At 57.2% G+C, this 22,181-nt stretch carries 29 protein-coding genes and 1 tRNA gene; all 30 read right to left on the bottom strand.

Translation table 11 applies throughout. The features are described 5' to 3' along the window. Positions 1–131: 131 nt before the first annotated feature. Complete coding sequence (surE, locus tag HMPREF1147_RS07995) at positions 132–890, bottom strand: 5'/3'-nucleotidase SurE (protein WP_009658454.1); 759 nt, start codon at positions 888–890, stop codon at positions 132–134. A 93-nt stretch (positions 891–983) separates the two neighbouring features. Continuing rightward, positions 984–1,059, bottom strand: a tRNA-Lys gene (locus HMPREF1147_RS07990). A gap of 56 nt (positions 1,060–1,115) precedes the next feature. Further along, positions 1,116–1,598: a DUF4367 domain-containing protein gene (locus HMPREF1147_RS07985; protein WP_009658415.1), complete on the bottom strand. Its 483-nt coding sequence runs from the start codon at positions 1,596–1,598 to the stop codon at positions 1,116–1,118. A 10-nt stretch (positions 1,599–1,608) separates the two neighbouring features. Beyond that, positions 1,609–3,333 carry a DNA repair protein RecN gene (recN, locus tag HMPREF1147_RS07980; RefSeq protein ID WP_009658452.1) on the bottom strand — a complete coding sequence of 575 codons (1,725 nt, stop codon included), beginning with the start codon at positions 3,331–3,333 and terminating at the stop codon, positions 1,609–1,611. 14 nt (positions 3,334–3,347) lie between these two features. Continuing rightward, positions 3,348–3,800 carry an arginine repressor gene (gene argR, locus HMPREF1147_RS07975; protein WP_009658424.1) on the bottom strand — a complete coding sequence of 151 codons (453 nt, stop codon included), beginning with the start codon at positions 3,798–3,800 and terminating at the stop codon, positions 3,348–3,350. Between the two features lie 11 nt (positions 3,801–3,811). Then, positions 3,812–4,666 (bottom strand): NAD(+)/NADH kinase, encoded by an 855-nt coding sequence (locus HMPREF1147_RS07970; RefSeq protein ID WP_009658461.1) that lies wholly within the window; start codon positions 4,664–4,666, stop codon positions 3,812–3,814. Between the two features lie 15 nt (positions 4,667–4,681). Next, a complete protein-coding gene (locus HMPREF1147_RS07965; RefSeq protein ID WP_009658450.1) occupies positions 4,682–5,488 on the bottom strand; it encodes a TlyA family RNA methyltransferase in 807 nt (268 codons plus the stop codon). An 8-nt stretch (positions 5,489–5,496) separates the two neighbouring features. Further along, positions 5,497–6,372 carry a polyprenyl synthetase family protein gene (locus HMPREF1147_RS07960; protein WP_037351331.1) on the bottom strand — a complete coding sequence of 292 codons (876 nt, stop codon included), beginning with the start codon at positions 6,370–6,372 and terminating at the stop codon, positions 5,497–5,499. Between the two features lies 1 nt (position 6,373). Continuing rightward, positions 6,374–6,610 (bottom strand): exodeoxyribonuclease VII small subunit, encoded by a 237-nt coding sequence (gene xseB / locus HMPREF1147_RS07955; protein WP_009658411.1) that lies wholly within the window; start codon positions 6,608–6,610, stop codon positions 6,374–6,376. Beyond that, positions 6,600–7,811 (bottom strand): exodeoxyribonuclease VII large subunit, encoded by a 1,212-nt coding sequence (gene xseA, locus HMPREF1147_RS07950; protein ID WP_009658451.1) that lies wholly within the window; start codon positions 7,809–7,811, stop codon positions 6,600–6,602. Before xseA ends, xseB begins: the two co-directional genes overlap by 11 nt. A gap of 70 nt (positions 7,812–7,881) precedes the next feature. Continuing rightward, a complete protein-coding gene (nusB, locus tag HMPREF1147_RS07945; protein ID WP_037351324.1) occupies positions 7,882–8,295 on the bottom strand; it encodes a transcription antitermination factor NusB in 414 nt (137 codons plus the stop codon). Further along, positions 8,292–8,549 (bottom strand): DUF2273 domain-containing protein, encoded by a 258-nt coding sequence (locus tag HMPREF1147_RS07940; RefSeq protein WP_009658428.1) that lies wholly within the window; start codon positions 8,547–8,549, stop codon positions 8,292–8,294. Before HMPREF1147_RS07940 ends, nusB begins: the two co-directional genes overlap by 4 nt. 15 nt (positions 8,550–8,564) lie before the next feature. After that, positions 8,565–9,140 (bottom strand): alkaline shock response membrane anchor protein AmaP, encoded by a 576-nt coding sequence (amaP, locus tag HMPREF1147_RS07935; protein ID WP_009658406.1) that lies wholly within the window; start codon positions 9,138–9,140, stop codon positions 8,565–8,567. A 21-nt stretch (positions 9,141–9,161) separates the two neighbouring features. After that, complete coding sequence (locus HMPREF1147_RS07930) at positions 9,162–9,578, bottom strand: Asp23/Gls24 family envelope stress response protein (RefSeq protein ID WP_009348930.1); 417 nt, start codon at positions 9,576–9,578, stop codon at positions 9,162–9,164. Between the two features lie 27 nt (positions 9,579–9,605). After that, positions 9,606–10,163 (bottom strand): elongation factor P, encoded by a 558-nt coding sequence (efp, locus tag HMPREF1147_RS07925; protein ID WP_009658445.1) that lies wholly within the window; start codon positions 10,161–10,163, stop codon positions 9,606–9,608. A 49-nt stretch (positions 10,164–10,212) separates the two neighbouring features. Then, positions 10,213–11,289, bottom strand: a complete 1,077-nt coding sequence (locus tag HMPREF1147_RS07920; RefSeq protein WP_009658433.1) for a Xaa-Pro peptidase family protein — start codon at positions 11,287–11,289, stop codon at positions 10,213–10,215. After that, positions 11,289–11,729, bottom strand: coding sequence for a type II 3-dehydroquinate dehydratase (gene aroQ / locus HMPREF1147_RS07915; protein ID WP_009348933.1), 441 nt, complete (start codon positions 11,727–11,729; stop codon positions 11,289–11,291). The genes HMPREF1147_RS07920 and aroQ overlap by 1 nt, the downstream gene beginning before the upstream one ends. Before the next feature lie 9 nt (positions 11,730–11,738). After that, positions 11,739–12,023, bottom strand: coding sequence for an acylphosphatase (locus HMPREF1147_RS07910; protein WP_009658458.1), 285 nt, complete (start codon positions 12,021–12,023; stop codon positions 11,739–11,741). A gap of 9 nt (positions 12,024–12,032) precedes the next feature. Then, on the bottom strand, positions 12,033–13,256 hold the full coding sequence (locus HMPREF1147_RS07905) for a U32 family peptidase (protein ID WP_037351322.1): 1,224 nt from the start codon (positions 13,254–13,256) through the stop codon (positions 12,033–12,035). 27 nt (positions 13,257–13,283) lie between these two features. Continuing rightward, positions 13,284–14,381 (bottom strand): endolytic transglycosylase MltG, encoded by a 1,098-nt coding sequence (gene mltG / locus HMPREF1147_RS07900; protein WP_009658444.1) that lies wholly within the window; start codon positions 14,379–14,381, stop codon positions 13,284–13,286. A 77-nt stretch (positions 14,382–14,458) separates the two neighbouring features. Beyond that, a complete protein-coding gene (locus tag HMPREF1147_RS07895; RefSeq protein ID WP_009658420.1) occupies positions 14,459–14,809 on the bottom strand; it encodes a DUF1292 domain-containing protein in 351 nt (116 codons plus the stop codon). 32 nt (positions 14,810–14,841) lie between these two features. Beyond that, a complete protein-coding gene (ruvX, locus tag HMPREF1147_RS07890) occupies positions 14,842–15,258 on the bottom strand; it encodes a Holliday junction resolvase RuvX (protein ID WP_009658460.1) in 417 nt (138 codons plus the stop codon). 8 nt (positions 15,259–15,266) lie between these two features. After that, positions 15,267–15,518 carry an IreB family regulatory phosphoprotein gene (locus tag HMPREF1147_RS07885; protein WP_037351321.1) on the bottom strand — a complete coding sequence of 84 codons (252 nt, stop codon included), beginning with the start codon at positions 15,516–15,518 and terminating at the stop codon, positions 15,267–15,269. A 40-nt stretch (positions 15,519–15,558) separates the two neighbouring features. Further along, positions 15,559–16,209 carry an HAD family phosphatase gene (locus tag HMPREF1147_RS07880; protein ID WP_009658403.1) on the bottom strand — a complete coding sequence of 217 codons (651 nt, stop codon included), beginning with the start codon at positions 16,207–16,209 and terminating at the stop codon, positions 15,559–15,561. A 117-nt stretch (positions 16,210–16,326) separates the two neighbouring features. Next, positions 16,327–16,908: a glycerol-3-phosphate 1-O-acyltransferase PlsY gene (plsY, locus tag HMPREF1147_RS07875; RefSeq protein ID WP_009658431.1), complete on the bottom strand. Its 582-nt coding sequence runs from the start codon at positions 16,906–16,908 to the stop codon at positions 16,327–16,329. Beyond that, entirely contained in the window at positions 16,908–18,233 is a 1,326-nt protein-coding gene (gene der, locus HMPREF1147_RS07870; protein WP_009658421.1) for a ribosome biogenesis GTPase Der, read from the bottom strand. Before der ends, plsY begins: the two co-directional genes overlap by 1 nt. Before the next feature lie 16 nt (positions 18,234–18,249). Continuing rightward, positions 18,250–19,653, bottom strand: a complete 1,404-nt coding sequence (locus tag HMPREF1147_RS07865) for a DUF512 domain-containing protein (protein WP_009658435.1) — start codon at positions 19,651–19,653, stop codon at positions 18,250–18,252. A gap of 82 nt (positions 19,654–19,735) precedes the next feature. Next, positions 19,736–20,890: a 30S ribosomal protein S1 gene (gene rpsA, locus HMPREF1147_RS07860; protein ID WP_009348944.1), complete on the bottom strand. Its 1,155-nt coding sequence runs from the start codon at positions 20,888–20,890 to the stop codon at positions 19,736–19,738. Beyond that, entirely contained in the window at positions 20,887–21,717 is an 831-nt protein-coding gene (gene ispH, locus HMPREF1147_RS07855) for a 4-hydroxy-3-methylbut-2-enyl diphosphate reductase (RefSeq protein ID WP_009658462.1), read from the bottom strand. The genes rpsA and ispH overlap by 4 nt, the downstream gene beginning before the upstream one ends. Positions 21,718–21,895: 178 nt before the next feature. Beyond that, a partial coding sequence (locus HMPREF1147_RS07850) for an IS30 family transposase (protein ID WP_037351320.1) occupies positions 21,896–22,181 on the bottom strand: 286 nt, incomplete at its 5' end.

Genomic DNA, 22,181 nt, shown 5'->3' with positions numbered 1-22,181 from the left:
ACTCCCTCCCATAGAAAATATGAATACTGTTCATATTCGCATATTATACCGCAAAAACCTACAAAAAAAAAGAGCAGAAGACACAAACTCCGTTCTTTATAGTAATTATCAACAAACATATCAATATATGTTCATTTTAATTCTTCTTTTTCAAATCGTATAAGCTGCGGATAATCCGTCATATCTACACCGAGCGGCGTCACGGCGATGTATCCCTGCTCCACAGCATAGATGTCCGTACCTTCGCCCTTGTCCGTGTCGGAGACCTCACCCGCGACCTTGTAATGCACACGCCCGCCCTCCTCAATACGCTCAAAAGCGTTGATGTAGTCGCGCCCGCCCTGCCGGCAGAACACGAATTGCGGCGTGGCGTCCGCAAGTTTTTGCGGAAAGTTAATATTGAGCAGAAACGGCTTACGATACGAGATCAGCATACGCTCCATGAACGGCTCAAAATATGCCGCCGCCTCCGCAAACGAAATCTCGCTCCCCTCCGGCAGCGACAGCGCAAAGGAAGGAATCCCGTGGAAAAGTCCCTCGAACGCCGCACCGACCGTTCCCGAGTAGATCACATCCGTGCCGAGGTTTGCTCCGTGATTGATACCCGAGAGTACGACGTCCGGCATCTCCTCCGCAATCGCATCGAGATAGAGCTTGCCACAGTCCGCAGGCGTCCCGTCAATCGCCCACGCCTTGATCCCATGCACCGGATCAAACGTCTCATCCGCACGCACCTCAATCGCACTGCCAATCGTGAGCGCGTGGGACGTCCCGCTCTGCTGATGCATCGGTGCGGCAACGGTCACACGATGCCGCGCGGCAAGACTCCCCGCCAGCGTCCGCAGCCCCTCTGCCGCCACACCGTCGTCGTTGAGGATCAAGATCTTCACAAAGTGCCCCTCCAATGATGCCGTCATATACGAAAAGCAGGTTGGCTCCGCCAACCTGCTTTCCCCCAAAACCGCCGCAGCGGGAATCATGCATGGTGACCCACCACGGAATCGAACCGTGAACCTACTGATTAAGAGTCAGTTGCTCTGCCAGTTGAGCTAGTGAGTCCTATCGCGCATATGCGCAGAGCTATTATAGTGCAAGCACACTGCCGATGTCAATACTTATTGCCACGGAATCGTATTGACGATCGCCTGTACGGCTTCGACGGAGACAGGTTCTTCAAACGAGATCGAAAAGGTGTAGCCGGCACGTGCCCAAAGTGCAAGACTAACGAGTTTTTCCGTTCCCTTGACACGGATATATTGACGACCGACCTGGACGACCTGATTCACCTCGTAGATATTGCTGTCGCCGCTGATGTCGGAATCCCCCTTTGCCATGCGGAATAAAATTTCCTTCCCCGCATCATTACGGTAGAAAATCTCTGCGATCCGCCCATCAATGACGATGATATCCTTTTGCATATATCCAACGGGCAGGAGCGATGGAGTATAAACGGGAAGTCCAACAACCGCCCATGCGTCCCGTACGCTCGTATATTCTACGAGCGGTGAAGGGGCGGCGTCTGCATTCTCACTTCCCATGAGAAGCACTGATCCCATAATTGCCGCCAATAGAAAATACCTGAACCGATATTTTTTCATCGCTTTCTCCTTACTTTCTGTGTACAGTTTTCTTCCGAAATTCCACCTGTTTCTTTTGCGCGTTCGCGAGCATCTCGCGCGCATTTGCAAGCGCCGCCTCAGTCACGTCGTCCCCCGATGCCATACGGGCGATCTCGTGCATACGCTCCTCCTCGCTGAGCAAATCTACCTGCGTGACGGTCGCATCTCCCTTGACGGATTTCGAGATGTAGAGGTGTTCGTCCGCCATGCACGCGATCTGCGGCAGATGCGTGATGCAGAGCACCTGCTTGTACCCGGCGACATAGGCGATGCGCTCTGCGACCATCTGTGCCGTCCGTCCGCCCACGCCGGTGTCGATCTCGTCAAAGACCATGCTCGCGCCCGAGGTGTCGCGTGCGGCGACGATGGTTTTAATCGCGAGGGCAATACGCGAGAGTTCGCCCCCCGAAGCGATCTTCTCGAGCGGCTTTTCCGCTTCGCCGATGTTGGCGGAAAAGAGCATCCGCAGGCTGTCAGCACCGTTGCTCGTATATTTTTCCTCGGGCGTGACTTCGATGTGAAACCGCGCTTTGCTCATGCCGAGCTCCTGCAGTTCGCGTTCGATCTCGCCGGAAAGCTGCGCGCCGATGTCGCGGCGGCATGCGGTAAGCTCTGCCGCGCGCTCTGCAAGGTCACGAGCAAGGGCGGCAATCTCCTTATCGAGCTGCGCCATGTCCGTATCGTAATTGTCGATCGACTCCAGCTCCGCACGCACGGATGCGAGCCGTTCGAGCACGGCGGATACCGTTCCGCCGTATTTCTTTTTCAGGCGGTCAATCACGTCCATCCGCGTTTGGAGATGATCCAGATGCGCGGGATCGGCGTCGAGACTCTCGCAGTAGTCGCGCACCTCATAGGACGCCTCCTGCAGCGAGATATACGCTTCTTCGATCATGCTCTGCGCATTCGACAGCCCGGCGTCGTACCGCGCGATCTCGCCGAGATCGCGACGCACGACCGCAAGCGCGGTCAGCACCGCCGCACCTGCGGAACCGTCCTCGCTGAGCCGCGCGCTCGCTTCGGATGCATGATCCACGAGTTTTTCCATATGCGAGAGACGGCGAATCTCCGTTTCGAGTTCTTCGTCCTCTCCCTCCTGCAGGTCGGCATCGCTGATCTCCTGCTCCTGCCAGCGCAGCATATCCAGGCGCTCGCCAATTTCCTGCACCGTTTCCGCGCGTTCTTCACGCAGCGCGCGCTTTTCTCTCCACGCATCGTATACGCCGCGATATGCCGAAAGAAGTTGGGCGAGCGTGCCGTCTCCGTCCTCGAGCAGACGGCGCTGGCTATCCTCGCGCAGGAGCGCAAGGTTCTCATTTTGTCCGTGGATGTCCACGAGAAAAGGGGCAAGACTGCGTAAAAAGGTAACGGTCACATGACTGCCGTTGACGAGGACGGAGCTCTTGCCCGCGCGCGAAACCTTACGCACGATGATCAGCTCTTCTTCCTCGCAGTCAATTTCCTGCTCCGCAAGAACTGCGGCAAGTTCCCGGGCATCCGCATGGAGCGAAAAGACCGCCTCCACACGCAGCGCATCGCATCCGCTGCGGATCGCATCCGTTGAAATTCGCTGCCCGAGGATCGCGCCGAGCGCATCGATGAGGATGGACTTGCCGGCACCCGTCTCGCCCGTGAGAATGTTAAGACCGGCGCCAAACTCGACGGAGACGTCCTCCAGCAGAGCAAAGTTCCGAACGTGCAGACTTTTCAGCAAGACGCTCCCTCCTCTCAGTGAAGCAGTTCATGAATGCGTTCGGCGACGATCTCCGCCGCCTCTTTGGGCTTTACGAGTACGAAGATGGTATCGTCGCCCGCGACCGTGCCGAGCATCTCCTTCCAATCCGTCGCATCGAGCGCCGAGGCGACGGTGTTCGCGCCGCCGGGTACGGTTTTCACAAGGACGATGTTTTCGCTGAAATCACAATGCACCACGTTGTCCTTAAAAAGCCGCTTCATGCGCGTCTCGGAGAGCTGCACATGCTCCGGCGGGGATACGGCGTAGCGATAGCGTCCGCCGCCTGCGGGCACCTTGATCAAAAACAGCTCCTTGATGTCACGCGAGATCGTTGCCTGTGTCACGCGGACATGGCGTGCGCGCAGCGCCTCTGCAAGAGCTTCCTGCGTCTCGATGACGTCCTCTTCGATGATCTTCTTAATGAGGTCATGGCGCCGATTTTTCATTGCTCTCTCTCCTAGCAATTTCTCCACAGCTTTGTGCGTAGGGTTTGATAGTAATCCTTATCCGCAAATTTGATGATCCCCGCCCTCAGATCCGAACATTTCACCGTCACAGTATCGTCGGGGAGCACGGGAAAGGTTTCCTGCCCGTCGAGCGTGACAATGATGCTCTGCCGCATATCCACCAAATGAATATGCACGGCGTCCTCCTCGCGAATGACCAGCGGGCGGATATTGAGCGTGTGCGCGCAGATCGGCGTGAGGAGGTATCCTTTCACCATCGGGTTCATGATCGGCCCGCCCGCAGAGAGGGAGTACGCGGTCGAGCCCGTTGGGGACGCCACGATGAAGCCGTCCGCCTTGCACTCGAGCAGCGGCGTATCGTTGACGGCAAGTCCGAGCGCGATGATGCGCGCCACATCCCCCTTCATGACAACGATGTCGTTGATGGCATGACCGAGGAACTGCTCTTCTCCCGTCGGCTTGGTCACATATCCCGCAAGGAAGGGACGCTGCTCGACATGGTAGTCCCCACTGCAAAGCTGCTCCAAACGGCGTTCCAGCTCGTCCTGCTCGATGTCTGCCATGAATCCGAGCGTCCCCATATTGATGCCGCAGACGGGCACGGGATTCTCGGCATAGCGGCGGCAGATGCCGAGGAGGGTGCCGTCGCCGCCGAGGCTCAGGGCAAAATCCGCAGGAATCCGTTCAATATCGTCGACGCCGCAGTCCGGCATGTCAAATTCGACGGCGCGCTCGCGCGGCATCATCACGCGTGCGTCCCGCGCCGAAAAAAAATGTAAAATACGCCGCAGTATCTCGCGTGTCTCCGGCTTCATCAGATTTGGAAAAACGGCAATCGTCAGCATAGAGTTCTCAGCACCTCATCCATCCAGTGCGGTATGCGCCTGTGTCACAATATCGTGCACGAACGCGGCATCCATGGCGCTCCCGGCTCCCTTGAGAGAGAGGTACAGGAGATATTCGATATTTCCCTTCGGCCCCTTGACCGGCGAATAGGTCAGCCCCATCGGAATGAAGCCGATCTGCTCCGCGACGCCCACAACGGAGCGAACGACGTCCTCGTGCACGAGGGGATCGCGTACGACGCCGTTCTTTCCAACGCGCGCCTTCCCTGCCTCGAACTGCGGTTTAATCAGGGCAACGACCTCTCCTCTCTCGGAGAGAAGCGTCCGCACGACAGGCAGCACCTTATCCAGCGAGATGAACGCCACGTCGATCGAGGCAAAATCGAGCGGTGTGCCGAGTATCTCCGGTGTCACATTGCGGATATTCGTACGCTCCATGTTGACGACGCGTGCGTCCGTACGCAGTTTCCAATCGAGCTGACCGTAGCCGACGTCGATCGCATAGACCCGCGCTGCGCCGTTTTGCAGCATACAGTCGGTGAATCCGCCCGTCGACGCGCCGATGTCCGCCGCCGTCTTGCCCGTGAGCAGGATGCCGAACGTCTTCATGCCCTTGGCGAGCTTGATCCCGCCGCGGCTGACGTAGGGCAGATCCTCGCCTGTGACGCGCAGCCGGGCACCCGCGTCGACGGTCGTCCCTGCCTTGTCGACACGCCGCTCGTCCACGAGCACCTGTCCCGCCATGATGAGCCTTTTCGCGCGTTCCCTGCTGGGCGCGAGCCCCTGCGCCACGAGCAATAGATCCAAACGCTCTTTTTTCAACTTCTCTCCTACTGCTTTCGCCGAACGAGATACAGAACCAGTTCGCGCAGAAACGCCGCCTCATCGCCAAAGATATGAAGCGCATCCACCGCGCGCTCAACCGTCTGCCGGGCGAGCGACTGTGCCTCGTCCAGTGAGGTCAGCGTCACATAGGTGGACTTATGATTCTTCTCATCGCTGCCGACCGGTTTTCCGATGTCCTCGGCGGTGCCGATCACATCGAGAATATCGTCCGTGATTTGGAACGCCAAACCAAAGTGATCCGCATATGCCGTGAGCGCGGCAAGCTGTTGCTCCGAAGCGCCCGCAAGTATGGCACCGCTGCGCAGCGCCGCGCGGAAGAGCGCCCCCGTCTTGCCCATGTGGACACGCCGCAGTTCTTCCATGGAGATGCGCCGATTCTCCGCCTCGAGATCGAGCATCTGACCTCCGACCATGCCCTCCGCTCCTGCTGCGCGGCTCATCTCATCCACGACGCGCAGCAGACGCTCGGCGGGCACATCCTGCTGACGCAGAATCATGGTAAATGCAAGCGTCAGGAGCGCATCTCCCGCGAGAATCGCCGTCCCCTCATCATATGCCTTATGATTCGTGAGTTTGCCGCGCCGATAGTCGTCATTGTCCATGGCGGGCAGGTCATCATGGATGAGCGAGTAGGTATGAATCATCTCGAGCGCGCACGCCGCCGTGATGAACTTCGTTCCGTCCGCGCCGACCGCATCCGCCGCCGCCATCAGGAGAATGGGGCGCAGACGCTTTCCGCCCGCCATGAGACTGTATGCCATCGATGCGCGGAGTTTATCGTCCAAAATATCGGTGCGGTCGAGTTCCGCCTGCAAGGCGCGCTCCACAAGCGTCCGGCGCGACTGCCAAAGTTCCTTCATCTCAGCCCCCAATCCGAAGCTCCTCTTCGCGCACGCCGTCCGCCGTCTCGGTTACAAGTAGATCCATCGTCTCCTCGGCACGCTTCAAGGATTTTACGCAAAAATCGGACAGCTTGATACCCTCCGAATACTTTGCCATGAGATCGGCAAGAGACATCTCCCCGCCCTCGATCTCCGAAACGATTTGCTCTAACTGCGACAACGCTTCCTCAAAGGTCTGTTCTTTCTTACGCGCCATGCTGCGCCTCCTTTGCTCCATCCGCCACAACGGCGCTCACTTTTCCGTCTGCAAAGGTGATGCAGACGGCGTCCCCCGGGGAGAGTTCCTTTGCTCTGCGCACCGTTTTTCCGTCCTTTTCCACAACGCTGAATCCGCGATAGAGGAGCTGCACGGGGTTCAGCAGCTCCAGCCGCCGCAGCGTCAACTCCAGCCTGTGCCGCAGGTCGCTGCGCCGGCGATCCGCAGCGTCCGAAAGCCGCTGTGTCATACGATCCGTACGCTGCATATAACGCGCGAGGAGCAGTTTTGGATTCCTACGCCACGGGTGTTCGTGGAGCGTCTGCAGACGCATCTGCGCCTGCGCGAGATACCGTTTTCGCGCAGTGTCCAAACGAGTAGACAGTCCCGCGATCTGCCGTGCGATCTCCGCGCCGTCTGGAACGGCAAACTCCGCCGCCTGCGACGGCGTTGCCGCCCGTCGGTCGGCGGCAAAGTCCGCCAGCGTCGTGTCCGTCTCATGACCGATGGCAGAGATCACCGGAATGCGGGAGTCATAGATCGCACGCACCACGGGCTCTTCGTTGAACGCCCACAGATCCTCGGCGGAGCCGCCGCCGCGCCCGACGATGAGCACGTCCACGGGATATTTCTTGTTGAAGAATCGGATCGCCGCGGCGATCTGCCCCGCCGCTTCCGTTCCCTGTACGAGGACGGGGTGCAGAACGAGCCGGACGCCGTTCCACCTGCGCTTTGACACCTTGTAAATGTCGCGCAGAACTGCGCCCGCCTCCGAGGTGACAATGCCGATGCGCTTCGGAAAGCGCGGCAGCGGCTTCTTGTGCGCCTCGTCAAAGAGACCTTCGGCGCGCAGTTTTTCTTTGAGCTGCTCAAAGGCGAGCGCCAACATGCCCGCGCCTTCTACGTTGATGCTAGTTGCATACAACTGATAGGCACCGTCGCGCTCATAGACGGAGATATTTCCGCCGACGATGACCTGCATCCCGTTTTCCGGCGTAAACCGCAGATTGCGCGCATAGCCGTTGAACATCACGCATTTCATGCTGGCCGCGGCATCCTTGAGTGTAAAGTAACAATGCCCCGAGGGATACCGCTTGAAGTTGGAAAGCTCGCCGCGTATCAGGATGTCCGAGAGAATCGCTTCTCCCTCGAACATACTCTTGATATAGCGCGTTACGTCGCTGACACTATGAACCGTCATAATTACCTTCTATGTACAGATTTGATAAAAAAAGACCCGGTGCGCGAACGTATCGCGCAACGGATTTTCTTCAAGACAGCGCCTTTTGCATCGCCGACAAGATGCCGTTCACATAACGACCTGCGTCTTCCGCGCCGTATTTTTTTGCAAGCTCCACAGCCTCGTTGATGGCGGTGCCGGGATCGATGCGCTCCTCTTGATAATACATTTCGTAGAATGCCATGCGGATGAGATTGCGGTCAACGCCCGGCATACGCTCGAGCTTCCACTCTTTTGCCGAACGCGCGATCGCGGCATCGATCTCCCCGAGCGCGGCACGCGTCCCTCGGACAAGCCCCTGCGCATAGGGAAGATCCTTCTCTTTCAGCCCCTCAACCGCGCCGGCGGCAATTTCGCTCACATCATGAAGCGATGCCTCATTCGCAGAAAAATCCATCTGAAACAGCGTCAAAAGAGCAGCTTCCCGTGCGTGTCTCCGACTCATCTAACCCTCCGAAACAGTCGCTGCACAAAAGCACTCTCCATCATATCCTCACGTATCTCCGCCCATGTACCTCTGCGCTCCGCCCATCGACCGATATACATGCCGACGAGTGCGCAGACAATACAGAATATCGTCCGCCAAAACCCAAATAGGAGCACAAAAATCGCAAAGAGCGCACCCAGCAAAAGCCCCAGAGAGCGCCCTCTGTTATTCTGCCACTCATCCTGCAGGAAACGGATAATTTGTTCTTTCATATCCGACCTCCCACATCACATAACACGCTTTTTCGACTGCGGCGCAGCACTCGAAACATCTGTCACGCGAATCGAAATCGGAATCCCCTCAATGCCAAGCAAGTTCAGGAGTTCCTGCCGAATACGTTCCGTCATCTGTTCCGAAACCGGGGAGAGATGTGCCTGCGCCGACAGACCAAGCTCAAGATCAACCTGAAGCGGGGCGGCATTCTCATTTTTCTGCGGCGGCACACAGACGCGTGCGGATACATCTCGTACGCCAGATATGCCAAGCGCTATGCGCTCGATAATACCTCGAACGGCGGAGAGCTCCACTTGTACGGCACCTGCCGGCGTATCCACAACCATGATCTCTCCATGCGCTCTTCCTGTCTCCGAACGCCCGGAAAAGACTGCAAAGAACAGCTTTAATCCGATCAAGAATACCACCGCGCACACTGCGGGAAACTCAGGCTGCACGAGCGCAAAACGCATCTCATTGAGCCAAATGCTCTCGGGCAGCAGCCGAAGCGCCGCGGCAGCCGCAAGTGCCGCAACTGCCATGAGCAACAGGGCGGACGGCAACAGCAGCAAGCGATTCAATATACCCATGGTTCCGTGCCTCACGCGCGCTTATCGAACGCGCACTTCCTCAACCTTCGGCTCCTCTTCGGGGAATCCGACGCCCTGCACGTGTACGTTGACCTCAACGACGGTGAGTCCCGTCATCGTCTCGATCGCACGCTTGACGTTTTCCTGTGCCGAAAGCGCAACCTCAGGAATGCGGATGCCGTACTTCACGATGATGTAGAGATCGACAGCAGCTTCCTTCTCACCGACCTCAACCTTTACGCCCTTCGAGAAATTCTTGCGCCCGAGCATCTCGGCGATGCCGCCCGCAATTCCGCCGCTCATGCCGGCGATTCCCTCAACCTCCGTAGTCGCAAGCCCCGCGATGATGCTGACGACCTCGTCCGCCACGCGAATCGTGCCGAGCCCCGTTTCCTTCTTGACAGCGTCCTTTGCATTTTCCATTTTCATATCCTCCATTCCTCAGTGAACCTCTTCTTTGTATTTTTATGCGCGCTCGATGTAGTTGCCCGTACGCGTATCGATACGGAGCACATCGCCCTCATTGATGAAGAGAGGAACGCGCACCTCATAGCCGGTCTCCACTTTTGCCATCTTCGTTGCCCCCGTCGCGGTATTGCCCTTGACGCTTGGCTCGCACTCGACGACCTTCAGGCTGACGGAGTTGGGCAGCTGGATGCCGATGATGCGCCCCTTGAACTGCTGCACCGCAACCTCCATGTTCTCCATGAGGTAGTTCAGCGCGTCGCCAAGCTGCTCTCGAGTGAGTTCCGTCTGCTCGAATGTCTCCGTATTCATGAACGTGTAGACGTCGTCTGCCTCGTAGAGATACTGCATCGTATGCGTCTCGAGATGTGCTGCCGGCATCTTCTCATTCGGGTTAAACGTACGCTCAACCACAGCGCCGGTCTCAACGTTCTTGATCTTCGTACGGACGAATGCTGCACCCTTTCCCGGTTTCACATGTTGAAAATCGATAATCTGCCAAACGCCTCCATCGTATTCAATCGTGAGACCTGTGCGAAAATCGGTGCTGTTAATCATATTGTTCAGTCCTCCATACTATCAATCATCACTTGCTATTATAGCGGTTTTATATGCAGATTTCAATAAATTCTTTTGGCGCATGCGTCAGCGGCTCGCCGGCGGTCTCCGTAACGAGCACCGTATCCTCAATGCGGATGCCGCCCCACCCGGGAATATAGACGCCCGGTTCGTCCGTGATCAGCATATTTGTGCGCATCGTATCTTTGCCGAACTTCGACAGGCGCGGCTCTTCATGTATCTCAAGGCCGAGACTGTGCCCAAGTCCGTGTCCGAAATATTGATTCAAGTTATATTTCCGCAAAATGTTGCGCGCCGCCTCATCCACAGCAACGCCCGTCACGCCGGGGCGAATGGCGGCGAGCGCGGTCTTTTGTGCCGTCAGTATGGCGTCGTAGCATTCCTTTTGACGCTCGTCCGCATGTCCGATGCATATCGTACGCGTGATGTCCGAGTGATAGCCGCGGTACACCGCGCCAAAATCCATGGTCACGAGTTCGCCCAAGGCGATCTCCTTATCCGTCGCCGTGCCGTGCGGCAGACTGCCGCGCACGCCCGAGGCGAGGATCGTCCGAAAGGCGGGACGCTCGGAGCCCATGCGGCGCATATAGTCCTCCATCTCGGCGGCGACGGCACGCTCCGTCATGCCGGGGCGGATGTATGTGACGATGTGCGCAAATGCCGCGTCCGCAATCTCGCACGCGCGCCGAATACAGGCGATCTCGTCCGCATCCTTCACCTGCCGCAGTACATCGAGATTCAGTGCCGTCTCGAATGCAATCCCCGCCAGCAGCTCCTTGAGCTGCATATACGCGCTGTAGGTGAGCACATTACCCTCAAATCCGACCGTTTTCACACGGTATTCTTTGAGCAGTGCCGCCGCCTTTTGATAGAGTCCTCCCGTCTGCTCCACGACTTCAAACGCAAACGCTTCCTCCGCAGCCTGCTCCGTGTAGCGGCTGTCTGTCACGAGGGTAAGGTGATCCGCCGTCACGATAAGAACTGTGGAGTCGCCGCGAAATCCGCTGAAATAATGCAGATTGACCTCTTTCGTCACGAGCACGGCATCCAGTTCCCGCTCGGACAGCAGCGTCCGCAGACGCTCAATACGCGATTCCATGTTCATTATATCCCCTCCGGTCGGCAAAGAACAACCTCCAGCGCCGCCATATAGCTTTCCGCACCGAAGCCGCAGATCTGACCGAGTGCCACAGGCGCGATGACCGACGTGTGACGAAATTCCTCACGCCGATGAATATTCGAAAGATGCACCTCGATCACGGGAACGTCGACTGCCGCGATCGCGTCGCGGATCGCGATGCTGTAGTGCGTAAACGCCGCCGCATTCAAAATGATGTAATCCGCTTTACCCTGCGCTTCCTGTATCACATCCACGAGATCCCCCTCATGATTGGACTGGAAGAAATCGATCACCGCCCCCGCGGATTCCGCACGGCGGCGCAGGCGATCGTTTATGTCCTCCAAGGTGAGCGCTCCGTAGATGTCCGGCTCGCGCGTCCCCAAGAGGTTCAGATTCGGTCCGTTCAGTACCAGTATTCTCTTCATAGCCTGCTCCTAGTAGCGAATGGAGAAATTGCGGTCGTCCGCAAGAGGATCGCGCGGCTCGATGTCCAGCCGCTCCACACGAACAAACATATTGCCGGCACGAATGGCGGCGAACGCGGCGTCGATGTCCCGCTGCGCCCCTTGGAGCTCCATCGTCACCGTCCCGTCGGGCATGTTCTTCACCCAGCCCGCAATCTCATGCGCGAGCGCCTGCTGCCGCACGAACATGCGAAAGCCGACGCCCTGCACGCGCCCCGCCGCACATGCGGAATAACGAACGATCTCCTCCATCATAGTTCCCTCCTAGCTCTTTGCATCTCTGCGCAAAATGGTATCCGGTACAACGTCCCGGGGGATCTCCATGCGCACAATTTGACGCGGGTGCGGAGCGACCTTGATCGGTACCCCCGTATCGTCCCACATCCCTTTGAGGATGAACCGCCCCGGCGTTCCCGTAGGCGGAAAGATCTCGAGCTCCTCGCCGACGAACATCCGATTGCGCTGCTCTACCGTTGCAAGTCCCGTCGCTTCATCATAATCGTGTACCAGACCCACAAAATCGGACGACTGCTCGTAGGTTGACGTCCCGTAGATCTGATCTTGTTCCGTCGTCTTGCCGAAGAAAAATCCCGTCGTATACTCGCGGTGCGACACCTTCTCGAGCTCGTCCATCCACGCGCTTTCTACCTCATATGGTGCATCCGTCATGCAGGCGTCGAGCGCTGAGCGGTAAGTCTTGACGACGCTCGCAGCATAATGCACGCTCTTCATGCGCCCCTCGATCTTGAGGCTGTCGATGCCGCAGGCGATTACCTCATCCAGATACGGCAGGAGACACAGATCCTTGGAGTTCATGATATAGGTGCCGCGCTCATCCTCCGCGACCGGATAGTATTCCCCGGGGCGTGACTCCTCCACGAGCGCGTATTTCCAACGGCAGGACTGCGCACAGCTCCCGCGGTTCGCATCCCGTCCTGTGAAATAATTGCTGAGGAGACAGCGTCCCGAATAGGAAATGCACATCGAGCCATGGACGAACATCTCGAGCTCTACATCCGTATTCCTGCGAATCTCTCGAATCTCTTCGCGCGACAGTTCCCGCGCAAGTACGACGCGCGCTGCGCCGAGTTTGTGCCACGCGTCTACCGTCCGCCAGTTCACATTGTTCGCCTGCGTGCTGATATGGACGGCCAGATCTGGCACCGTCTCCCGGCAGAGCATAAAGACGCCAAGATCGGCAATGAGTACCGCGTCCACTCCGGCGTCCGTGAGGAAGCGCAAATAGTCCGGCAGATCCGCGATATCCTCGTTGTGCGGGAACACATTGACGGTGACGTAGATCTTTTTTTCTGACGCATGAGCAAGGCGAACGGCAGTGCGCATCTCATCCTGTGAAAAATTGCCCCCAAAGGCGCGCAGACCGAACTGCTCGCCGCCGAGGTATGCCGCATCCGCACCGTAGGCAAACGCCATGCGCAATTTCTCAGGTGTCCCCGCAGGCGCCAATAACTCAGGTCGCCGTCTCATGCATCCGCCTCCGCATCAATGAAAGTATCATCGCACCCGGTCGACCAGTGCCAAATGATCCGCATAGTTCGTCGCATAGTAGTTGTTGCCGCTGCGGTCGGCAACGAAATACAGATAATCCGTCTCCGCAGGATGAAGCACCGCCATGAGCGACGCCGTGCCGGGACTTGCGATCGGTCCGGGCGGCAGACCCGCGTTTTGATAGGTATTGTAGGGGGATTCGATCTTCGTATCGCGCAGGAGCAGATCCTCCTTCGGCGCGTCGAGCAAGTACTGCACAGTCGGATCGGCCTGCAGCGGCATCCCGAGTTTCAGCCGCTTTAGGAAAATCTGCGCGATGATCGGACGATCCTCCTCGTGATACGCCTCTTTCTCAACGATAGACGCAAGCGTCACGAGCTCGTAGATGGAAAGGTTCTCCTCCTTTGCGCGCTCCCGCATCTCCGGGGTCAGCCGCCGGTCAAAATTCTCCGCCATCATTTCGAGGATGCGCGCGGTATCAAACGAGCCGTTGATTTCATAGGTGTCCGGGAAGAGAAATCCCTCGGCGGCATAGCGTACGCCCTCATGATCCTCCACATAGTCGTAAGGGCGATAGTCCTTTGCACGCGCAATAAAGTCATCCGCATTCACGATGCCCTCATCGGAGAGCCGCTCCGCGATGTCGCGGACATTGAATCCCTCGGGAATAACAAAGCGAACGGTCACCGTATTGCCGTAGACGAGCGTTTCAAGAGCGTCGCGCGGAGTCATGCCTGCGTGCAGCGCAAAGGTACCGCTCTTGACCTTATTCTCAAAGCCGTTCAGCTTCGCTGTCCACCAGAATTTGAACTCACTCTCTATAACACCTTGCTCATGCAGTTCTTTGCCGATCTCGCCGACCGTCATCCCCGGACGGACGGTGTAGTAAATCTGCCCCCCCTGTGCAGCGGGAGGCATTTTTTGCACCGGTGTGGAAAAAAGTATGAATATAATACCTACCAAAACCAGCCCAATACCTGCGGCACCACCAAAGATCAGTTTTTTTTGCAAGGGCGTCCCCTTCCCCCTATATACGGCACGCATCGCATCCCGCACTTCGTTCACATGCAAAAGGCCGCACAGCCCCTCTAGTGACCGTTTCAAACAAATCCTCCCTCTCTGATGCAAACTGCCCCTATGAAAAAACTGTCATCCTCCCACAGATGACAGCCGCCTCCTTTTTAGCCTTCCCGGTTCTCCTCAAGCTCGCCATAAACAGCAAGAACCGCTTCAAACTCCTCTTCCGAAGGATCTACATAGACATCCTCGCCGTCCTCGACGACGATCTTTGCAATGACCGCCTCGTCTTCTTCGGGAAGTTCCTCGGTCTCCTCGCCGTCCGGATCGAGCGCCAGCCCCACGAGCACGGCGAACCGATCATCACCTACCGTGATGATGGTCTCCTCCCGATAGTACGTCTCCTCTCCGTCCTCATTTGTGAGAACGACCACAACGTCCTCATCATCCATCTCGTATGCCGCTTCCGGGGCATCTTTCAAGTTGTTATATTTTTCCTTATAGTCCTTTTCCATGTGTATACCTCTTTTTATGTTCGGTGCAGTATTCATGTGTGTAAATTCCGCTGTCGATCCAAGAATCCCTGCAAAATATAAACCGCCGCCATCTTGTCGATGACCTTGCGGCGTTTCTTCCGCGAGACGTCCCCCTCGAGCAGCGTACGGGTCGCGGCAACGGTCGAAAGCCGCTCGTCCCAATAATGGATCTTGACGCCCGGAAAGCGTTGCGCTGCCTCCGCCATAAATGCGCGTACCATCTCGCAGCGTGTCCCCTCATCCCCGTTCATATGCTTCGGCAGCCCCGCGACAAGCGCGTCGACCTCATAGTCCCGCATGAGCGTGCCGAGACGCTCAAAATCTGCGGCCGGCGTCGTTCGGCGGATCGTCTCGACTCCCTGCGCTGTCAACCCAAGGAGATCACTCACCGCGATGCCGATGGTCACATCGCCAATGTCGAGCGACATATAGCGATTCACTTCTCGTGCTCCAAGTAGAAACTCACGAGTTCGTCCAGCAGCTCGTCACGCTCAAGACTGCGGATCTTACTCCGCGCCTCCTTATGGCTCGTCACATAGGCGGGATCGCCCGAGAGCAAATAACCGACCAGCTGATTGATAGGATTGTACCCCTTCTCTCGCATGGCGGCGCTCGCCTCGCGTATCACAACGTCCGCCTTCGGTTTGTCAGCACCGAAGGAAAACATCATTGTTTTCTGTTCATCCACAATGATTCACCCCTTTACACGAAAAATCCTGCACAAGCAACTATAGTCTGCCGTCCTGCAGCGCGTCGAGCGCATCGTCGAGGGTAGGATAGATCCCGGTGCAAAGGGCGCGCATCTCCTCAGTTGCAGGCAGTGTATCCGGGATCATCACGGGACTGCATCCCGCAGCCGCCGCGCCCCGCAGCCCGTTATATCCGTCCTCAAAGACGTAGCAGTCCGCGGGCGGAACGCCGATGCGCTCCGCCGCAAGCAAGAAGATATCCGGCGCCGGTTTCCCGTGCGCAACGTGGTCTCCGCCGACAATCACATCGAAATAATCTCGCAGCCCGCTCTGCGTCAGATTTTTCTCAATCTGCACCGTCGTGGAACTGCTCGCTGTGGAAATCCGAACGCCCTCCGCACGAAAATAAGCAAGAATTTCCCGTACGCCGGGCATTACGCGAAGATGCCGCGCGGCTTCCTCCGCGACGTAAGCGAGTACGTGCTCCATATATGCGCGTGCATCCACCGTTGGATGAAACTCATTGATGATCCTGAGTGTGAGATCGCCGCAGGTACCGCAGCAGGCAGTGCCGAGTGCTTTTTTGCGCGGCACGCCGAAATCGTCGGCAACGACTGTCCATGCCGTTTGGTAAACGGTTTCCGTATCAAAGAGAAGACCGTCCATATCAAAAATCGCACCACGTTTCATGGGCGTCCTCCGATTCCGCGACCGCCGAAAAAATCACAGTCAAATATTACCACACAACGCCGCAAAAGACAATGACCGTTCAGCGACGCACAGTTCGATGCACAGTCGCCCCTGCCGCTAAATCTTATTCTCCGTACCGTGCAGGAGACGTTCGATGTTCTCCCGATGCCGCACAATCACGAGTGTGGCGGCGAGCACAGTGAAGAGCAGGTATTCGAGCGGGTATCCGAACGCTGCGGCGAGGGTCGGCGTCAGGAAACCCGCGATCACAGACCCCAGCGACACATAGCGTGTCGTATAGACGACGGCGAGCCACACGAGGAAAACGATGAGCGTCACGTTCCCCATCAGCATCGTCAGCACGCCGAGGGAGGTTGCCACGCCCTTGCCGCCGCGAAAGCGCAGGAACACGGAGAAACTGTGTCCCACGATGGCGGCAAGCCCGCAGAGCACCGCCGCGAGCGGTGTCCCGACAAGCATCAGCCCCATATAGACGCCCGCCTGCCCCTTCAAGCTGTCCGCGAGGAATACAGCGATGCCCGCCGCCTTGCCGAGCGTGCGCCACGCATTCGTCGCGCCGATGTTATGACTGCCATACGCGCGCAGATCCGTATGCCAAACGAGTTTGCCGAGAATCAGCCCGCTCGGAATGGAACCGATCACATACGCCGCGAGGACTGCCAAAATATATTCCGTCATCACTCTTCCTCCTTGCGCGCGCGCACGACGAGGCGCAGCGGCGTTCCCTCGAATCCGAAGCTCTCCCGCAGGCGGTTTTCGATGAAGCGCAGATAGGAAAAGTGCATGAGGTCGGGATCGTTGACAAAGATGATGAACGTCGGCGGAACGATGCCGACCTGCGTCATGAAGAGGATTTTGAGCTGCTTCCCCTTCTTCGTCGGCGGCGGATTGACCGACACCGCGTCGCGGATCAGCTCGTTGAGCACGCTCGTCTTGATGCGCATCGATTGCTGCTCGGCGACGTACTTGACCAGCTCCGTAACGCGTTCGACGCGCTGTCCCGTGAGCGCCGACGTATAGAGAACGGGAGCATATTGGAGAAATCCGAGCTCCTCACGCAGATCGTCGGTAAACCGGAGCGTCGACTTATCATTTTTTTCGGGGAAAATATCCCATTTATTGACGACGATGATGACGCCCTTGCCCGACTCATGTACGTATCCCGCGATCTTCGTATCCTGCTCGAGGATCCCCTCGGCGGCATTGATAACCATGAGCACGACGCCCGCACGGTCGATGGCACGCAGCGACCGCATGACGCTGTAGCGCTCGACGGGCAGCGTGATCTTGCCCTTGCGCCGCATTCCCGCCGTATCGATGAGCAGATACTTTGCTCCGTCGCGCGTAAAATGCGTGTCGATGGCGTCGCGTGTCGTCCCCGGCACATCGCTGACGATGACGCGCTCCTCGCCGAGCAGACGGTTGACGAGCGAAGACTTCCCCACGTTCGGGCGTCCCACAACAGCGATCGCGATCTCGTCCGGCTCCCGTTCCTCCGTCTCCTCCTTGGGAAAAGCCGCCACAACGGCGTCGAGGAGGTCGCCGAGATTCATCGCGTTCGACGCGGAAATGGGAATCGGGTCGCCAAGCCCGAGCGCATAGAAATCATAGATTAAACTTTCCCGTTCAAAGCTGTCGATCTTATTGACGGCAAGAATCACAGGCTTGTTCGTACGGCGCAGGAGTCGTCCGACCTCCTCGTCCGAAGCGGTCAGCCCCGCACGCCCGTCGACGAGGAAGAGGATAACGTCCGCTTCCTCCATCGCGAGCTCCGCCTGACTGCGCATCGACCGCAGAATGTGATCGCTCTCGTCGAACTCAATGCCGCCCGTATCGATGATGGTAAATTCATGGTTCAGCCACTCGGCGTCCATATAGATGCGATCGCGCGTCACGCCGGGCATATCGTCCACAATGGACACGCGCTTTTTGCCGATCTGATTGAACAGCGTCGATTTTCCAACATTCGGCCGCCCCACGACGGCGACGATCGGTTTACTCATCTCCGATCACTCCTCTCTATGCGCGCCCCGCGCCCGCAACGGGCTTCGTGTATCCCGCGTTGCTCTGCCATGTATAGCCGCCGCTTGCCCGCTGCCGGCGGTAACTCTTCCAATCCGCGAGCGCTTCCCGATAGTCTGCCCCCGTCGCGACCGGTTCGATGCGTATGGGGGAAAACATGCGGCGCATGTCGGCAAGCGACATATCGTCCAAAAAGACATCCTCCCCCTCGCGCAGCGCTGACGCCGGGATGACTACCCCGTCGGGGCTAAAATCCGTGCGGCTGAGAGCATCGACAATGTCGCTGCCCGTGAGCAGTCCCGATACGTTGACCGTCTCTCCAAACCGGCGGTTCTCAACGGCTAGGACGCGGATCCTCTTCCCGTCGGGATCGAGTTCCCGCGCCAGCTGCTCCATCACAGGCGCGATTGCCGTTCCGCTAATCACACAGAGCACAGAACCCTCGTCATGCAAAGAAAAATCTTCTGCTGCACGCCGCCACTCCTCGATAAAGTTCCGCGTCAGTCCGATCCCGTTGTCGAGCTGCGGAAAGCCATCATATACTTCGGCAGGCGGCACCTCACGCCCCGCGAGAAAATAGAACTCATCGCCGAGATAGATAAACGTCCGTCCCTCTTCCGCACGGATGCGGCGCTGCCACGCCTCGACCTGATCGATAACGGCAGCCGCCCCCGTACGGTCGAACTGCACGAGAGGAAAGGGATCATTCCGATGTTTCGTCAGACCGACGGGCACGATGGCGAGCGAGAGGGCATGCGGGCGCCGCTCCGTGATGTCGCGGATCGTACGCTCCAGCTCCTCCCCATCGTTCAGCCCGTAGCAGAGCACCACTTGCGTATGGTACTCCGCGCCCGCCTCCTCGAGCCGTGCGAGCTGACCGAGTATATTTGACGCGCCCTTATAGCGCAGCATCTCCGCGCGCAGGACAGGGTTCGTACACTGTACGGAAACATAGAGCGGCGAAAGATGCAGACGCTTAATGCGCTCAAAATCCCTATCCCCCATGTTCGTGAGCGTTACGAAATTCCCATAGAGAAAGGAGAGGCGGTAGTCGTCGTCCTTCACGGAGAGACTGTGGCGCATATCGGGCGCAATCATATCCACAAAGCAAAAATAGCAATGGTTCGCGCACTCGCGGATGCCGTCAAACACAGCACGTTCAAACTCTACGCCAAGTTCTTCATCATAATCCTTGTCAAAGGCGATGATCTCCTGCGTGCCGTCCGCATGCTCGACGAGCAGTTCGATCTCCTCCTCCGCCATTGCAAAGCTGAAATCGATGATGTCGCGCATCGCCGTGTCGTTGACCTTGAGGATCTTATCCCCCGGAACGAGCTCTAATTCCTCTGCTATGCTGCCCTCTAGGACACGCAGGATAACGCCCGGATAAATTCTTGCCACAATTCCCCTCCTTTCCATGAAAAAGGAGTGACATTACATCACTCCTTCGTTTTTTATGAAGTTATGTAAACGCTCCGCGTTCTTACTTCAGCCAATCGAGATGCGCCTCGACCTGACCTTCCGTATTCTCGCTGGATTCGGCCTTCTCAGCCTGTTTTTCGTCGACATATTTCTTGATGTCCGCATTATCGGCATCGCGCTTCGCCTTGGTGATCGAAAGCGAGATGCGCTTGCGCTTCGTGTCGATGCGGAGCACCTTGACCGTAACGATGTCGCCCGTGTGGACAGCCTCGTCCGCACGCTCGATGCGCTTTTCGGCAAGCTCGCCCATCGGGATGAGACCGTCAAAGCCCGGCTCGATCTCCATGAACGCACCGAAGTCCGTCAGCTTGATGATCTTGCCTTCGATGAAGTCGCCCTCGGCATACTGCTCCGCCTTCTCCACCCACGGATCCGGCAGCGTGTCCTTCACCGAGAGAGAGATGCGCTTTGCATCACGATCTACGCTCTTAACGTAGACGTCGAGTTCCTGACCGACCTCAAGCACCTCGGACGGATGCTTGACACGGTGCCACGCGAGATCGGAGATATGTGCAAGACCGTCCACGCCGCCGATATCAATGAATGCACCGTAATCGACGAGACGCTTGACCGTACCGCGCACGACCTGTTCCGGCTCGATCGCAGAGAACACCGCCTCTTCCTTCTCGGCGCGATCGCGCTCGAGGAGTTTGCGGCGCGAGAGCACGAGACGGCGCTTTTGAACGTCCACTTCGATGATCTCCGCTTCTACCGTCTGATCAACGTAGACCGAGAGATCCTTGACGAAATGGAGCTCCATCTGCGAAGCGGGAATGAATCCGCGCAGTCCCATGACATATGCCACGAGTCCGCCCTTGACTTCCTTCGCGATCTTCGCTTCGACCGTATCGCCGTTCGCCTGAATGACCTCGATGTCCTTCCACGCAGCCATCTTATCGGCTTCCACCTTGGAGAGACTGCCGCCGTTGTCGCCGCCGAGAGACTTAATGTAGACGTCAATCTCGTCGCCGACCTTCACGACATCGCGCGCATCATCCGGGGCGGGCACGGCAAGATCCCTCTTAGACACAGGAATCTCCTGCTTATACCCGATGTCGACATACGCCTCGTCGCGGGATACCTGTACGACAACCCCTTTGACAACGGTACGCTCCTGGAAATCGGGCATTTCTTCCTGTTCCAAAAGTTCTTTCATGCTCTGTTCTGACACTGTTTATAAACCTCCTTGATAATCCAGTCCGGCGTTGAGGCGCCAGCTGTAATACCAATTTTATTAACATTTTTAAACCATTCGTCCCGCAGTTCCTCCACGGTTTCGATATGGTATGTTGCGCATTTGCTTTCGCATAATTGTGCAAGGCGGGATGTGTTCGCGCTGTTCTTCCCGCCGACGACAATCATCATATCCACCTGCTCGGCAAGCGCGAGCGCCGCCGATTGGCGCATATCCGTCGCCGTACATATCGTGCGGAGAATCTTGATGTCGCGGGATTTTTCGAGCAGACATGCGGCGATGTCCCGGAACCGATCGCTCGAGAACGTCGTCTGACAGACGACGCCGAGCCGCCCGAACTTCGGCAGCGCCTCCGCCTCCGCCTCGGTCTCGATAATATGCGCGCCGTGTCCCGTCCATTCGAAGATGCTCTTGACCTCCGGATGGTTCTTCTCTCCGACGATGATGACCGTATAGCCTTCGTCGGACAGCAATTTCGCCGAAAGCTGCGCCTTTTTGACGTGGGGACAGGTCGCATCCACCAGTTCTAAACCGCGTGACTCTGCCTCCTCGTATACATTGGGACCAACACCGTGTGAGCGGATAATGACGAGCCCGTCATCCATCTCCGAGAGAGAATTGACCGTGCCGACGCCTTCCTTTTTAAGACGCTCCACCATCTGCGGATTGTGGATGATCGGTCCGAGCGTACTGGACGTACCGTCTGTGGAGGCATTCTCCCGGGCGATCTCTATGGCGCGCTTCACGCCATAGCAGAATCCCAAATGCTCTGCTAAGATGACCTCCATATACCTCACCGTAATTTGTAACGATTCTCAATAACCGTTGACAAACATAATCCCACTCATACAATCTGTGTAACAGTATAACACGACAACACCGCCCGCGCAAATGAAATTTATTTTTTTTTATCTCTCGGCTTCATCACCTAAATTGCAATAGCAAGTGGGACAAGTAGGGAAAAAGTTACGAGGCAGCGAATTGAGCAACATATGAATCGAAACGCTCTTTGGGTGTATCGTATCCGAGGATTTTCCTGGGGAGGTTATTCATCCAGTCCTCTACCTGTTGAATTGTGTCCGGCGTGAGGCAAGCAATATCGGTCCCCTTTGGGATAAAGCGTCGTACCATGCCGTTTTGGCGTTCATTAGTTCCGCGTTCACTTGGCGTATAAGGATGAGCGTAGTATACGGGAATATCCCCAAAGACTTCCTGGAGTTTACTGAACTCGCTTCCATTATCCGAAGTAACG

This window comes from Selenomonas sp. FOBRC9, assembly GCF_000287655.1.
Classification (GTDB): domain Bacteria; phylum Bacillota; class Negativicutes; order Selenomonadales; family Selenomonadaceae; genus Centipeda; species Centipeda artemidis.
The sequence above is the reverse complement of the archived record's forward strand: the minus strand, read 5'-3'. Positions and strand labels throughout refer to the sequence as shown.